The organism is Pseudomonas reidholzensis (assembly GCF_900536025.1).
In the GTDB taxonomy this organism is placed as follows: domain Bacteria; phylum Pseudomonadota; class Gammaproteobacteria; order Pseudomonadales; family Pseudomonadaceae; genus Aquipseudomonas; species Aquipseudomonas reidholzensis.
The window spans coordinates 76884-90019 of sequence record NZ_UNOZ01000028.1 but is presented as its reverse complement, the minus strand read 5'-3'; the positions used below and the strand labels follow the sequence as shown (position 1 = coordinate 90019).

Here is a 13136-nt window from a genome sequence, read left to right as displayed (position 1 = left end):
CTTGCCACTTGAAGCTGCCCCTTGCCCCTGATTTCTCCGAGACACTGAAATGTCCAAAAGCGAACACCCCAGCGACCTGATCCGCGCCCGTGACCTCGAGGGCGTAGACGTGTGGGCGTTGCCCAGCTTCGATCCTGAGCCAGAACCTGAGCCAGAGCCCGAGCCCGAAGTCCCCGCTGAAGTCGAGGAAGTGCCGCTCGAAGAAGTCCAGCCGCTGACCCTCGAAGAGCTCGAGGCGATTCGCCAGGAGGCCTACAACGAAGGCTTCGCCACGGGCGAGCGCGAGGGCTTTCACAGCACTCAGCTGAAGGTTCGGCAGGAGGCGGAAGTGGCCCTGGCGGCCAGGCTGGCCGACGTCGAGCAATTGATGGGGCATCTGCTCGATCCGATCGCCGAGCAGGACACGCAGATCGAGCGTTCGCTGGTGCACCTGGTCGCCCATATGGCGCGCCAGGTGATCGGCCGCGAGCTGCGGACCGATTCCAGCCAGATCACCCACGTCCTGCGCGAGGCCCTCAAGCTGCTGCCGATGGGCGCCGAGAATATCCGCATTCACCTCAACCCTCAGGACTTTGAGCTGGCCAAGGCCCTGCGCGAACGTCACGAGGAAAACTGGAAGCTGCTCGAAGACGAAGCACTGCTGCCGGGCGGCTGCCGCATCGAGACCGCCCACAGCCGGATCGACGCGACCATGGAAACCCGCATGGAAAAAGCCGTGGCGCAACTGTTCGATCAGTTGCACGACCAGGCCCTGCACCCGGCCGCGGCCGACCTTTCGCTCGAGCTGGGCACCGTCGATGCGCCTTGATCGCACCAGCTTCGGCAAGCGCCTGGGCGGCTACGCCGAGGCCATCAATTTGCCCGCGCAGCCGGTGGTCGAGGGCCGCCTGTTGCGCATGGTCGGCCTGACCCTGGAGGCCGAGGGCCTGCGCGGTGCGGTCGGCAGCCGCTGCCTGGTGATCAACGACGACAGCTACCACCCGGTCCAGGTGGAAGCCGAGGTGATGGGCTTTTCTGGCACCAAGGTGTTCCTCATGCCGGTCGGCAGCATCGCCGGTATCGCCCCGGGCGCGCGCGTGGTGCCGCTGGACGACAGTGGTCGGCTGCCGATGGGCATGAGCATGCTCGGGCGGGTGCTTGACGGCGCCGGACGTGCGCTGGATGGCAAGGGCGGCATGCGCGCCGAGGATTGGGTGCCGATCGACGGCCCGATCATCAACCCGCTCAACCGTGACCCGATCAGCCAGCCGCTGGACGTCGGCATTCGCAGTATCAACGGCCTGCTGACGGTAGGGCGTGGCCAGCGTCTGGGCCTGTTCGCCGGTACCGGTGTGGGTAAGTCGGTGCTCCTGGGGATGATGACGCGGTTTACCGAAGCCGAAATCATCGTCGTCGGGCTGATCGGCGAGCGGGGTCGCGAGGTCAAGGAGTTCATCGAGCACATCCTCGGTGAAGAGGGCCTGAAGCGCTCGGTGGTGGTCGCCTCGCCGGCGGACGATGCGCCGTTGATGCGCCTGCGCGCAGCGATGTACTGCACGCGCATCGCCGAATACTTCCGTGACAAGGGCAAGAACGTCCTGTTGCTGATGGACTCGCTGACCCGTTTTGCCCAGGCCCAGCGTGAGATTGCATTGGCCATCGGTGAGCCACCGGCGACCCGTGGTTATCCGCCTTCGGTGTTCGCCAAGCTGCCCAAGCTGGTCGAGCGTGCCGGTAACGGAGAGGCCGGTGGTGGCTCGATCACGGCGTTCTACACGGTGTTGTCGGAGGGTGACGACCAGCAGGACCCGATCGCCGATGCGGCGCGGGGCGTGCTCGACGGCCACTTCGTGTTGTCGCGGCGCCTGGCCGAGGAGGGTCACTACCCGGCCATCGATATCGAGGCCTCGATCAGCCGGGTGATGCCGCAGGTGGTCGACGTCGATCACCTGCGCCAGGCGCAGAAATTCAAGCAGTTGTGGTCGCGCCTGTCGCAGAGCCGCGACTTGATCAGCGTCGGCGCCTACGTGGCGGGTGGCGATCCGGAAACCGACCTTGCCATCGCCTTGCAGGCCAAGCTGGTGGGCTTTCTGCGTCAAGGGCTGGACGAGAACGTCGGCATGGCGCAGAGCCGCGAGCAGCTGGGCGCGGTATTCGCCGCGCCGGCGGGCGGGTAACCAGGCATGGCCGTGCCGAGTCGCGCCGCGCGTCTGGCGCCGGTGGTGGACATCGCCGAGGAGGCCGAGCGCAAGGCTGTCCAGCGGCTGGGTCACTTCCAGCAGCAGGTGGTGCAGGCGCAGGCCAAGCTGGCCGAGCTCGAGCGCTTTCGCGAGGATTACCAGCTGCAGTGGATCAACCGCGGCGGGCAGGGGGTCAACGGCAGTTGGCTGCTGAACTATCAGCGCTTCCTGGCTCAGCTGGAAACGGCCATGACCCAGCAGCGGCAGAGCCTGACGTGGCACCAGACCAACCTGAACAATGCACGCACTGCCTGGCAGCAGGCTTATGCGCGAGTCGAGGGGCTGCGCAAGCTGGTCCAGCGGTACCTGGATGAAGCGCGGCGGATCGAGGACAAGCGCGAGCAGAAGTTGCTGGATGAACTGTCCCAGCGGTTGCCGCGCCAGAGCTTCATGTAGCCTTCTGGATCTGGGTTCTTCACGGATTATTGGGATGGTTGCTGGTGGGGGCGGGTTTCGATTGGTGGGCTTATCCGGTTGATGGGGGGCTGCTGCTGGCCCCTTCCGCCCTTACGGCGGGTCACTTTTTTTCTTGGAAAAAAGTAACCAAAAACCGCTTGCTCCTACATCAGTCCCGCTCGAAGCGGGATTCCCTCACTCCGGCCTTGCTCCCGCGAGGACCGGGCTGTACGGGCCTTCCTGGCCCGCAGCCCTTGCCGGCCTTCCTGGCCGTCACCTCACTCCGCAAGACCTCCGTTCGGCCTCCTGAAGTCGCGGTAGATCAAGATCACAAGCCAGATCAAGGGCCAGATCAAGATCAAGGGCCAGGGCAACGGCTGGCGAATCGCTGCGCTCTCGCGGGTTTATAATGGCGGTACAGCGCGTCAGCGCCAGAATGTGCATTGGCAGTCCCGGCCTCTTCGCGGGGCAAGCCCGCTCCCACAGGTTCTCTGCTGACCGTAAGGCCGCTGCGGTCCCTGTGGGAGCGGGTTTACCCGCGAAGAGGCCACAAGCTATCCACCACCATTGCCACTATCGAAGATAACGCCAGCCCAGGCGCCACCCCTAACTTGGCGACCTCAGGAGGCCGAACGGAGGTCTTGCGGAGCGGGGTGACGGCCAGGAAGGCCGGCAAGGGCTGGGGGCCAGGAAGGCCCCTACAGCCCGGTCCACGCGGGAGCAAGACCGGAGTGAGGGGACCCGCAGCGCAGCGGAGGGCCGTATGTGGGAGCCGGCGGTTTTTGGTTACTTTTTTCCAAGAAACAAAGTGATCCGCCGTAAGGGCGGAAGGGGCCATGAGCGCCACCACATCGAACGGATAAGCCCCCAATCGGCAAGCCCAAGCCCATGCTGAAGAACCTGAATTTAGCCTAGGCTTGAGGTTACTGGGGCCGCCAGCGCCACCCAGGCTTGCACCTCCACGCCTTGCCTGCTAAACCTTCTGAAATCGCATTCGCCATCATCGAAGGAATCGCTAGCATGGCAGTCGAACCCACGCTCTCCGCAGACGGCACCCAGCTCACGATCGCAGTCAAAGGTCGTTTCGATTTCGGCAAACACCAGGAATTCAGGGAAGCCTACGAGCGGCATCACCACAAGCCCGACCTGGTGGTGGTCGACCTCAAGGATGCCACCTACCTCGACAGCTCGGCGCTCGGCATGCTGCTGCTGTTGCGTGACCATGTCGGCGGCGATGACTCGGACGTGCGGGTGGTCCACGCCAGCCCGGATGTGCGCAAGATCCTGGCGATTTCCAACTTCGACAAACTGTTCGACATCAGTTGAGTGCCCCCATGCCGGCCGAGCAGGCGCTGCGCGTACTGATCGCCGAAGACGGCGCGGCGGATCGGCTGTTGCTGGCGCAGATCGTCCGGCGCCACGGGCATGAGGTGTTCACCGCCGAAAACGGCCAGCAGGCGGTCGCGCTGTTTGCCGAACAACGCCCCCAGCTGGTCCTGCTCGACGCCCTGATGCCGGTGATGGACGGCTTCGAGGCCGCGCGGCAGATCAAGGCCATGGCCGGCGAAGCGCTGGTGCCGATCATCTTTCTGACCTCATTGAGCGAAGAGGACGCGCTGGTGCGCTGCCTCGAGGCCGGTGGCGACGACTTTGTCGCCAAGCCCTACAGCGCGGTGATCCTCGGCGCCAAGATCCGCGCCATGGACCGCCTGCGTCGCTTGCAGGCGACCGTGCTCGCGCAGCGCGACGAGATCGCCCGGCACCACCATCACCTGCTCAACGAGCAGCGCGTGGCCAAGGCCGTGTTCGACAAGGTGGCCCACACCGGCTGCCTGCGGGCGCCCAATATTCGTTACCTGCAATCGCCTTATGCGCTGTTCAACGGCGACCTGTTGCTGGCGGCGTTCACCCCCTCGGGCGACATGCACGTGTTGCTGGGTGACTTCACCGGCCACGGCTTGCCCGCCGCCGTCGGTGCCATGCCCCTGGCCGAAGTGTTCTACGGCATGACCGCCAAGGGCTACGGGTTGGCGCAGACCCTGCGCGAGATGAACGCCAAGCTCAAGCGCATCCTGCCGGTGGACATGTTCTGTTGCGCACTGCTGCTCAACCTGAGCTTTCAGCGCGGCACGGTAGAGGTGTGGAATGGCGGCATGCCGGACGGCTACCGCCTGGCGGCGAGCGGCGAGGTGCTGGCGACCCTTGCCTCCAGGCATCTGCCGCTGGGGGTGCTGGCACCGGAGGCCTTCGATGACCGTACCGAGGTGCTGGCGCTGGGCGTGGGCGAGCGGCTGTTGTTGCTTTCCGATGGCGTGATCGACACCAGCGACGACCAGGAGCGGCTGTTTGGCGTCGAGCGGCTGCAGGCGGTGGTGGCGGATAACCGCGAGCCTGAGCAACTGTTCGATGAGGTGCTGGCGGCCGTGGAGCGTTTTGGCGGTCGCGCGCGGGATGACATCAGCCTGTGCGACATCCGCATGGTCGAGCCCGGTGCTGAGCTGCCGACGGCGATGGTCTATTCCGACAGCGGCCGCTCCAGCCCGCTGGACTGGTCGCTCGGCTTCGAATTGCGCGGTGCCAGCCTGAAGCGCTTCAATCCGGTACCCTACCTGCTGCAACTGCTGCAGGAAATCCACGGCCTGCGGCCCAGCAGTGGGCTGCTGCACAGCGTGCTCAGCGAGCTGTATTCGAATGCCCTGGAGCATGGCGTACTGGGCCTGGATTCGCGCCTCAAGCGTGATGCGCCGGGGTTTGCCGAGTATTATCGTGAGCGTGGCGAGCGCCTCGCGCAGCAGATCGACGGACATATCCGGATAGACTTGAAGGTGGAACCGCAGGCGGACGGCGGGCGTCTGATCATCGAGATCCGCGACAGTGGCGCCGGCTTCGATGTCCAGCAGGTGCTGGCGCAGCCGTTGCAGGAACAAGGGTTCAGTGGTCGCGGGGTGAATCTGGTACGCCGCCTGAGCCAGCATGCACAATGGACGGAAGGCGGTCGCTGCGCACGGGTCGAGGTGCTCTGGTGAGCCCTTCGCAGCGCACGGGCGCACCTACAGGGAGTGAACACAGGATGGACATGCACATTGATCACAAGGTGCTCAGTGACTTGCAGGAGGTCATGGAGGGTGGCTATCGGCAGCTGCTGGAAACCTTTCTGGATGACTCCGAGCGACGCTTGAGCCAGTTGCACGGGGCGCGCAACGCCGCCGAGCTGGGCATGGCCGCGCACAGCTTCAAGGGCAGCAGCAGCAACATGGGCGCTGTCAGCCTCGCCGCGCTGTGTCAGCAGCTTGAAGAGCGGGTGCGTCAGTCATCGTTGTACGGGATCGAAGACCTGGTCACCCGGATCGATCAGGAATACCGCGAGGTGCAGTGTTTCTACCGTAGCGAATGCGAGCGTGTTTCCGCGACCTGAGAAACCTGGCGCGAGTTTTGCCTGTCTCTGCTCAAGTGATTTTTACGCCCTTGGCGCGGAGACTGATTCAATGCCTGTCGCAACCAACCCTTTGTTGCAAGCCAACGTCAGCGGCGCGTCGTCGCGTGTTGCCGCCAACACGCCGGACAAGACCCAGCAGACGGCGGGCGGCCGAGGCCAGGGCTTTGACCAGATGCTCGCCAAGCAGGCGCGCGACAAGGCTGCGGTGAGTGACGACAAGGTTGCCCCGGCCAAGTCCAAGGACAAGCAGGACGTAGCGCCTGGCGGCAACAAGGACGCCGCCGACAAGCCGGCGGTTGCCGCTGACGGCAACAAATTGCCAGTCGCCGATGAGGCGCAACAGGTTGCCGACGCCAGCGCCGCCGAGGCCGACAGTGCCGCTTCGCTAGACGCCAGCCTGGTCGCCGGCCAGGTCACCGACGCTCAACCGGGCGCCCAGCTCATCCAGGCCCAGGCCGAAGCCGTTGCGCCGGTGCTGCAGGCGGTGACCCCGCAGCCAGCGGCGCTGCAGAGCGATGCCGATGAGGCCGCCAATCAGGACTTCGATCCCGCGGCTGACGCGCTGGCCGACCTGCCCACCCTGCGCCTGGCGCTCGAGCACAGCGCCCAGGCCAAGGGCACAACCTCTGCGCATGCCAGCAACCTGACCGACAGCGCTCAGCAGGCGAGCGACGATAACCAGGCGGCCGTCAATACCTTGGCGAACCTGGTGGGCAAGGCCCAGACCCAGGATGGCCAGTCCGAGCCCGGTGACAAGGCCTTCGGCAGCCTGATCGAAGACGGCTTGAAAGACCTCAAGAGCGCCGGCAGTGATACCCGTGTCGACGATTTTGCCGATCGCCTGGCCAGCCTGACCCAAGCGGCCACGGCCAAGACCGCCAATGCCGTGCCGGTCAGCCCGAGCCCGCTGAACCAGCCGCTGTCGATGAACCAGGGCGCCTGGACCGAGGGCCTGGTCAACCGCGTCATGTACCTCTCGAGCCAGAACCTCAAGTCTGCCGACATCCAGCTCGAGCCGGCCGAACTCGGTCGCTTGGATATCCGCGTCAATGTAGCGACGGATCAGGCGACCCAGATCACCTTCGTCAGTGGTCATGCGGGCGTGCGCGACTCCCTCGACAGCCAGTTGCACCGGTTGCGCGAGCTGTTCGCCCAGCAGGGCCTGGCGCAGCCTGATGTGAGCGTTGCCGACCAGTCGCGTGGCCAGCAACAGCAGGCCCAGCAACAGCAGGAGGCATCGCAGCTGTCCGGCGTAGCGGCGCGCCGTGCAGAAGCGGCAGCGGGCGAGCAGGGCGAGCCGGCCGAGGCTGCCCGTTCGGTGGCCCAGCAGGTGGTGATCGGCGACAGCGCGGTCGACTATTACGCCTGATTCAGTGTGGGTGCAGCCTACGCCTTCGCGGGGCAAGCCCGCTCCCACAGGATCTTTGTAAAGCCAGGGTTCTGGGGCTTTCCCAGAACCCTGTGGGAGCGGGCTTGCCCCGCGAAGGCGTCAGCTCAGGCGATAAATTTCTTAACTGACCGGCATTGATGTGGGTCCGCGATTTTTGTCCTTCAGCCTTTCTGGCATAACACTTGCTCAAGCCACGTCATCCTCCTTTGAAACTCAGCTGGACGACGGATTATTGGCATGGCGAAGAGCGACGCAGTGAAAGACCCCGCCGCAAAAGGCAAACTCAAGCTGATCCTGCTGCTGGTCGTGGCCTTGCTGCTGGCCATCGGCCTGTCGGTGGGCGCGACCTGGTTCATCATGCACAAGGGTGAGGCGGCTCCGGCAGTGGATCCAGCCCTGGCCAACGTCAAGCCGGCAGCGCTCTACGAGCCGCTGACGCCGGCCTTCGTGGTCAACTTCAACCAGAATGGCCGCCAGCGCTACATGCAGGTGAGCATTACCCTGCAGGGCCGCAGCCAGGCCGACCTCGATGCGCTCAAGGTGCACATGCCGGTGATCCGCAACAACCTGGTGATGATGTTCTCCGGGCAAGGTTTCGACACCTTGGCGAGCAGCTCGGTCGGGCAGGAAATGCTGCGCCAGAAGGCCACCGTGGTGGTCCAGGAAGTGGCGCAGAAGGAAGTCGGCAAGCCGGTCATCGATCAGTTGCTGTTCACCAATTTCGTATTGCAGTAGGAGTCCGCAATGGCCGTACAGGACCTGCTGTCCCAGGATGAGATCGACGCCCTGTTGCATGGCGTCGACGATGGGCTGGTACAGACCGAGAACGCTGCCGAGCCTGGCAGCATCAAGAGCTATGACCTGACCAGTCAGGACCGCATCGTCCGTGGACGCATGCCGACCCTGGAGATGATCAACGAGCGCTTTGCGCGCTACACCCGGATCAGCATGTTCAACCTGCTGCGCCGCTCCGCCGATGTCGCGGTCGGTGGCGTGCAGGTGATGAAGTTCGGCGAGTACGTGCATTCGCTGTACGTGCCGACCAGCCTCAACCTGGTCAAGATCAAGCCGCTGCGCGGTACCTCGCTGTTCATCCTCGACGCCAAGCTGGTGTTCAAGCTGGTGGACAACTTCTTTGGTGGCGATGGCCGTCACGCCAAGATCGAAGGGCGTGAGTTCACCCCCACCGAGCTGCGTGTGGTGCGCATGGTGCTGGACCAGTGCTTCGTCGACCTCAAGGAAGCCTGGCAGGCGATCATGCCGGTCAACTTCGAGTACATAAACTCCGAGGTCAACCCGGCCATGGCCAACATTGTCGGGCCGAGCGAGGCCGTGGTGGTGTCGACCTTCCACATCGAGCTGGACGGCGGTGGCGGCGACCTGCACGTGACCATGCCGTACTCGATGATCGAGCCGGTGCGCGAGATGCTCGATGCCGGTTTCCAGTCCGACCTGGACGACCAGGACGAGCGTTGGGTCAAGGCCCTGCGCGAAGACGTGCTGGACGTCAGCGTGCCGCTCACGGCCACCGTGGCCCGTCGCCAGCTGAAGCTGCGTGACGTCCTCCACATGCAGCCAGGCGACGTGATCCCCGTGGAGTTGCCAGAGCACCTGGTGGTGCGCGCCAACGGCGTACCGTCGTTCAAGGCGCGGCTGGGCTCGCACAAGGGCAACCTGTCGCTGCAGATCATCGATCCGATCGAGCGCCGCTGACGGCGCGCCGGTCGCAACCCCCGAATTGAATGCCTGTCGAGGACTTTATGGCTAACGAAAACGAGATTACCTCTGCAGAGGATCAGGCCCTGGCCGACGAGTGGGCCGCGGCCCTGGAAGAAACCGGCGACGCCGGGCAGTCCGATATCGACGCGCTGCTGGCCGGCGATGGCGGTTCGAACGGCCGCCTGCCGCTGGAAGAGTTCGCCAGCTCGCCCAAGCCCAACGAGCATGTCAGCCTCGAAGGGCCGAACCTGGACGTCATCCTCGACATCCCGGTGAGCATCTCGATGGAAGTCGGCAGCACCGAAATCAACATCCGCAACCTGCTGCAGCTCAACCAGGGCTCGGTGATCGAGCTCGACCGCCTGGCCGGCGAGCCGCTCGACGTGCTGGTCAACGGCACCCTGATCGCGCATGGCGAGGTGGTGGTGGTCAACGAGAAGTTCGGCATTCGCCTGACCGACGTGATCAGCCCGAGCGAACGCATCAAGAAGCTGCGCTGAGTGAAGCCGCTGACACGTGCCGTGACGGCCGCCGTCGCGCTGCTGGCCAGTGCGGCGGTGAGTGCTGCCCAGGTCGGCGCTGCGCCGGTTGCTGGCGTCAGCACGCCGCCGGGCAGCCTGGGTGGGCAACTGACGCAGATGGTCCTGGGCTTGCTGCTGGTGGTCGGGCTGATCTTTTTCCTCGCCTGGCTGCTGCGTCGCGCGCAGGGCGCTGCGCCGCGCGGCGGGCAAGTGATCGAGATCGTCGGCAGCCGCGCGATCGGCCCACGTGACCGCTTGTTGCTGGTGCAGGTGGGCAAGGAGCAGATCCTGATCGGGCACAGCCCGGGCAGCATCGAGGCCCTGCATGTGCTGGCGGAGCCGGTCGAGGTGCCGAGCGGCGCCCGCCCGGCCGCGCCGGAATTCGCCCAGCGGCTGATGGAGCTGATGGGCAAGGATCAGAAGGACAAGACGTGATGACCGGCGCCCTGCGCTTACTGTTGACCCTGGCGCTGCTGCTGGCTGCGCCATTGGCCCTGGCCGCCGACCCACTGTCGATTCCGGCGATTACCCTGTCCAGTGGTGCGGACGGGCAGCAGGAGTATTCGGTCAGCCTGCAGATCCTGATGATCATGACCGCGCTGAGCTTCATTCCAGCGTTCGTCATCCTCATGACCAGCTTTACCCGCATCATCATCGTCTTCTCGATCCTGCGTCAGGCACTGGGCCTGCAACAGACGCCGTCCAACCAGGTGCTGACCGGCATGGCGCTGTTCCTGACCCTGTTCATCATGGCGCCGGTGTTCGACAAGGTGAACCAGGACGCCCTGCAGCCGTACCTGAGCGAGCAGATGACCGCCCAGCAGGCCATCGACAAGGCCCAGGGGCCGCTCAAGGACTTCATGCTGGCGCAGACCCGGCAAAGCGACCTGGACATGTTCATGCGTCTGTCCAAGCGCACCGACATCGCCAGCCCCGACCAGGCGCCGCTGACCATCATCGTGCCGGCGTTCGTGACCTCGGAGCTGAAGACCGCGTTCCAGATCGGCTTCATGATCTTCATCCCGTTCCTGATCATCGACATGGTGGTCGCCAGCGTGCTGATGGCGATGGGTATGATGATGCTGTCGCCGCTGATCATTTCCTTGCCGTTCAAGATCATGCTGTTCGTCCTGGTCGACGGCTGGGCGCTGATCATGGGCACCCTGGCCGGCAGTTTCGGCGGCCTCTGACGCCGCCAATGGAGAGCCTTGCATGACCCCTGAAGTGGCCGTTGACCTGTTCCGTGACGCGCTCTGGCTGACCGCCCTGATGGTCGCCGTGCTGGTGGTGCCGAGCCTGCTGGTTGGCCTGGTGGTGGCGATGTTCCAGGCGGCCACGCAGATCAACGAACAGACCTTGAGCTTCCTGCCGCGCCTGCTGGTGATGCTGGTGACCCTGATCGTCGTCGGGCCGTGGCTGGTGACCAAGTTCATGGAATACTTCCTCAATCTGTACAACAGCATCCCGCAGTTGATCGGGTGAGCCAGCCATGCTCGAGCTGACCGACGCGCAGATTGGCACCTGGGTGGCCACCTTCATGCTGCCGATGTTCCGCGTCACGGCGCTGCTGATGACCATGCCGATCTTCGGCACCAAGATGCTGCCGGCTCGGGTGCGCCTGTACGCCGCGCTGGCGATCACCGTGGTGATCGTGCCGGCGCTGCCGCCGCTGCCGGAGTTCGACCCGCTGAGCCTGCGCGGCCTGATGCTGTGCGGCGAGCAGATCATCATCGGTGCGCTGTTCGGGTTTTCCTTGCAGTTGCTGTTCCAGGTGTTCGTGATTGCCGGGCAGATCGTCGCGGTGCAGATGGGCATGGCCTTCGCGTCGATGGTCGACCCGGCCAATGGCGTCAACGTCGCCGTTGTCAGCCAGTTCATGACCATGCTGGTGAGTATTCTGTTCCTGCTCATGAACGGCCATCTGGTGGCGTTCGAGATCCTCACTGAAAGCTTCACCACCTTGCCGGTGGGCAGCGCGCTGCTGGTCAGCCACTACTGGGAAATGGTCGCGCGCATGAGTTGGGTGTTCGGTGCCGGGCTGTTGCTGATCCTGCCGGTGGTGGCCGCGTTGCTGGTGGTGAATATCGCCTTTGGCGTGATGACCCGTGCCGCGCCGAGCCTGAACATCTTCTCGATCGGCTTCCCGTTGACCCTGGTGCTGGGCATCTGGATGTTCTGGGTCGGCCTCGCCGACGTTCATTCCCACTATCAGGCATTGGTCACCGAAGCCTTGCAGTGGCTACGTGACCTGGCACAGGCGCGCTGAGCATGGCAGAGAGCGAAAGCGGTCAGGACAAGACAGAGGAACCCACCGACAAGCGCGTGAAGGACTCGCGCGAAAAAGGTGAAATCGCCCGCTCCAAAGAGCTCAACACCGTGGCGGTGACGCTGGGTGGGGCCGGTGCGCTGTTGGCGTTTGGCGGGCACCTGGCGCAGTCGCTGATGGACATCATGCGGATGAACTTCAGCCTGTCGCGCGAGGTGCTGGTCAACGAGGGCTCGATGAGCGCGTTCCTGCTGGCCTCGGGCAAGATGGCGCTGTGGGCGACCCAGCCGGTGCTGATCCTGTTGTTCGTGGTGTCGTTCGTGGCGCCGATCGCGCTGGGGGGGTTCATCTTCTCCGGCAGCCTGTTGCAGCCAAAATTCAGTCGGATGAACCCGTTATCCGGGATCAAGCGGATGTTTTCGCTCAATGCCCTGACCGAGCTGCTCAAGGCGCTGGCGAAATTCATCATGATCTTGGTGGTGGGCCTGATCGTGCTGTCCAAGGACCGTGAGGCGTTGCTGGCGATCGCCAATGAGCCTCTGGAGCAGGCGATCATCCACAGCGCCGTGGTGGTCGGCTGGAGCGCCCTGTGGATGTCGGCGGGCCTGCTGCTGATCGCCGCGCTGGATGTGCCGTTCCAGCTGTGGCAGACGCACAAGAAGCTGAAGATGACCAAGCAGGAAGTGCGCGACGAGCACAAGGATTCCGATGGCAAGCCTGAGGTCAAGCAACGTATCCGTCAGTTGCAGCGGGAGATTTCCCAGCGCCGCATGATGGCGGCGATCCCCGAGGCGGACGTGATCATCACCAACCCGACGCATTACGCGGTGGCCTTGAAGTACGACCCTGAAAAAGGCGCCGGCGCGGCGCCGCTGCTGCTGGCCAAGGGTACCGATTTCATCGCGCTGAAGATTCGCGAGATCGGCGCCGAGCACAAGGTGCAGATCCTCCAGTCGCCGGAGCTGGCGCGGGCGATCTATTACTCCACCGAGCTCGAGCAGGAGATCCCTGCGGGGCTGTACCTGGCGGTGGCTCAGGTGCTGGCCTACGTGTTCCAGATCCGCCAGCACCGGGCGGGCAAGGGCAAGCGACCAGATCCGCTCAAAGACGATTTGCCGATCCCGCCAGACCTGCGCCGCGACAGCTGAGGAATTCTCGGCTGTCTATGCCGGCCTCTTCGCGGGGCAAG

15 protein-coding genes are annotated in these 13136 nt (G+C 64.4%); all 15 read left to right on the top strand.

From position 1 onward, the window contains the following. Positions 1–49: 49 nt before the first annotated feature. Positions 50–808 (top strand): flagellar assembly protein FliH, encoded by a 759-nt coding sequence (gene fliH, locus CCOS865_RS18155; RefSeq protein ID WP_119143348.1) that lies wholly within the window; start codon positions 50–52, stop codon positions 806–808. Then, positions 798–2156 carry a flagellar protein export ATPase FliI gene (fliI, locus tag CCOS865_RS18150; RefSeq protein WP_119143346.1) on the top strand — a complete coding sequence of 453 codons (1359 nt, stop codon included), beginning with the start codon at positions 798–800 and terminating at the stop codon, positions 2154–2156. The genes fliH and fliI overlap by 11 nt, the downstream gene beginning before the upstream one ends. A 6-nt stretch (positions 2157–2162) precedes the next feature. Beyond that, positions 2163–2615: a flagellar export protein FliJ gene (fliJ, locus tag CCOS865_RS18145; protein ID WP_119143344.1), complete on the top strand. Its 453-nt coding sequence runs from the start codon at positions 2163–2165 to the stop codon at positions 2613–2615. A 1020-nt stretch (positions 2616–3635) separates the two neighbouring features. Continuing rightward, entirely contained in the window at positions 3636–3941 is a 306-nt protein-coding gene (locus CCOS865_RS18140; RefSeq protein ID WP_119143342.1) for an STAS domain-containing protein, read from the top strand. An 8-nt stretch (positions 3942–3949) separates the two neighbouring features. Beyond that, positions 3950–5641, top strand: coding sequence for a fused response regulator/phosphatase (locus tag CCOS865_RS18135; protein ID WP_119143340.1), 1692 nt, complete (start codon positions 3950–3952; stop codon positions 5639–5641). Positions 5642–5691: 50 nt separating this feature from the next. Next, positions 5692–6030, top strand: a complete 339-nt coding sequence (locus CCOS865_RS18130) for an Hpt domain-containing protein (RefSeq protein ID WP_119143580.1) — start codon at positions 5692–5694, stop codon at positions 6028–6030. 70 nt (positions 6031–6100) lie between these two features. Continuing rightward, positions 6101–7420, top strand: coding sequence for a flagellar hook-length control protein FliK (locus tag CCOS865_RS18125; protein WP_119143338.1), 1320 nt, complete (start codon positions 6101–6103; stop codon positions 7418–7420). Positions 7421–7678: 258 nt separating this feature from the next. After that, complete coding sequence (gene fliL, locus CCOS865_RS18120; RefSeq protein ID WP_119143337.1) at positions 7679–8176, top strand: flagellar basal body-associated protein FliL; 498 nt, start codon at positions 7679–7681, stop codon at positions 8174–8176. 9 nt (positions 8177–8185) lie between these two features. Continuing rightward, positions 8186–9154, top strand: a complete 969-nt coding sequence (fliM, locus tag CCOS865_RS18115) for a flagellar motor switch protein FliM (protein ID WP_119143335.1) — start codon at positions 8186–8188, stop codon at positions 9152–9154. Between the two features lie 47 nt (positions 9155–9201). Continuing rightward, the gene (gene fliN, locus CCOS865_RS18110; RefSeq protein ID WP_119143333.1) at positions 9202–9660 is read left to right on the top strand and encodes a flagellar motor switch protein FliN; all 459 of its coding nucleotides are present in this window, start codon (positions 9202–9204) and stop codon (positions 9658–9660) included. Next, entirely contained in the window at positions 9661–10116 is a 456-nt protein-coding gene (gene fliO / locus CCOS865_RS18105) for a flagellar biosynthetic protein FliO (RefSeq protein WP_119143331.1), read from the top strand. Beyond that, positions 10116–10871 (top strand): flagellar type III secretion system pore protein FliP, encoded by a 756-nt coding sequence (gene fliP, locus CCOS865_RS18100; RefSeq protein WP_119143329.1) that lies wholly within the window; start codon positions 10116–10118, stop codon positions 10869–10871. Before fliO ends, fliP begins: the two co-directional genes overlap by 1 nt. Positions 10872–10893: 22 nt before the next feature. Continuing rightward, positions 10894–11163, top strand: a complete 270-nt coding sequence (fliQ, locus tag CCOS865_RS18095; protein ID WP_119143328.1) for a flagellar biosynthesis protein FliQ — start codon at positions 10894–10896, stop codon at positions 11161–11163. 7 nt (positions 11164–11170) lie between these two features. Next, positions 11171–11947 (top strand): flagellar biosynthetic protein FliR, encoded by a 777-nt coding sequence (gene fliR, locus CCOS865_RS18090; protein ID WP_119143326.1) that lies wholly within the window; start codon positions 11171–11173, stop codon positions 11945–11947. Between the two features lie 2 nt (positions 11948–11949). Beyond that, positions 11950–13095, top strand: coding sequence for a flagellar biosynthesis protein FlhB (gene flhB, locus CCOS865_RS18085; protein WP_119143324.1), 1146 nt, complete (start codon positions 11950–11952; stop codon positions 13093–13095). Positions 13096–13136 lie beyond the last annotated feature (41 nt).

Excerpts from the sequence above, each read along its gene's own strand:
- fliQ (WP_119143328.1), top strand. The coding sequence starts at position 10,894 with ATGACCCCTGAAGTGGCCGTTGACCTGTTCCGTGACGCGCTCTGGCTG.
- fliM (WP_119143335.1), top strand. The coding sequence starts at position 8,186 with ATGGCCGTACAGGACCTGCTGTCCCAGGATGAGATCGACGCCCTGTTG.
- CCOS865_RS18140 (WP_119143342.1), top strand. The coding sequence starts at position 3,636 with ATGGCAGTCGAACCCACGCTCTCCGCAGACGGCACCCAGCTCACGATC.
- fliJ (WP_119143344.1), top strand. The coding sequence starts at position 2,163 with ATGGCCGTGCCGAGTCGCGCCGCGCGTCTGGCGCCGGTGGTGGACATC.
- CCOS865_RS18125 (WP_119143338.1), top strand. The coding sequence starts at position 6,101 with ATGCCTGTCGCAACCAACCCTTTGTTGCAAGCCAACGTCAGCGGCGCG.
- fliR (WP_119143326.1), top strand. The coding sequence starts at position 11,171 with ATGCTCGAGCTGACCGACGCGCAGATTGGCACCTGGGTGGCCACCTTC.
- fliP (WP_119143329.1), top strand. The coding sequence starts at position 10,116 with ATGACCGGCGCCCTGCGCTTACTGTTGACCCTGGCGCTGCTGCTGGCT.
- fliL (WP_119143337.1), top strand. The coding sequence starts at position 7,679 with ATGGCGAAGAGCGACGCAGTGAAAGACCCCGCCGCAAAAGGCAAACTC.
- flhB (WP_119143324.1), top strand. The coding sequence starts at position 11,950 with ATGGCAGAGAGCGAAAGCGGTCAGGACAAGACAGAGGAACCCACCGAC.
- fliI (WP_119143346.1), top strand. The coding sequence starts at position 798 with ATGCGCCTTGATCGCACCAGCTTCGGCAAGCGCCTGGGCGGCTACGCC.
- CCOS865_RS18130 (WP_119143580.1), top strand. The coding sequence starts at position 5,692 with ATGCACATTGATCACAAGGTGCTCAGTGACTTGCAGGAGGTCATGGAG.
- CCOS865_RS18135 (WP_119143340.1), top strand. The coding sequence starts at position 3,950 with ATGCCGGCCGAGCAGGCGCTGCGCGTACTGATCGCCGAAGACGGCGCG.
- fliN (WP_119143333.1), top strand. The coding sequence starts at position 9,202 with ATGGCTAACGAAAACGAGATTACCTCTGCAGAGGATCAGGCCCTGGCC.
- fliH (WP_119143348.1), top strand. The coding sequence starts at position 50 with ATGTCCAAAAGCGAACACCCCAGCGACCTGATCCGCGCCCGTGACCTC.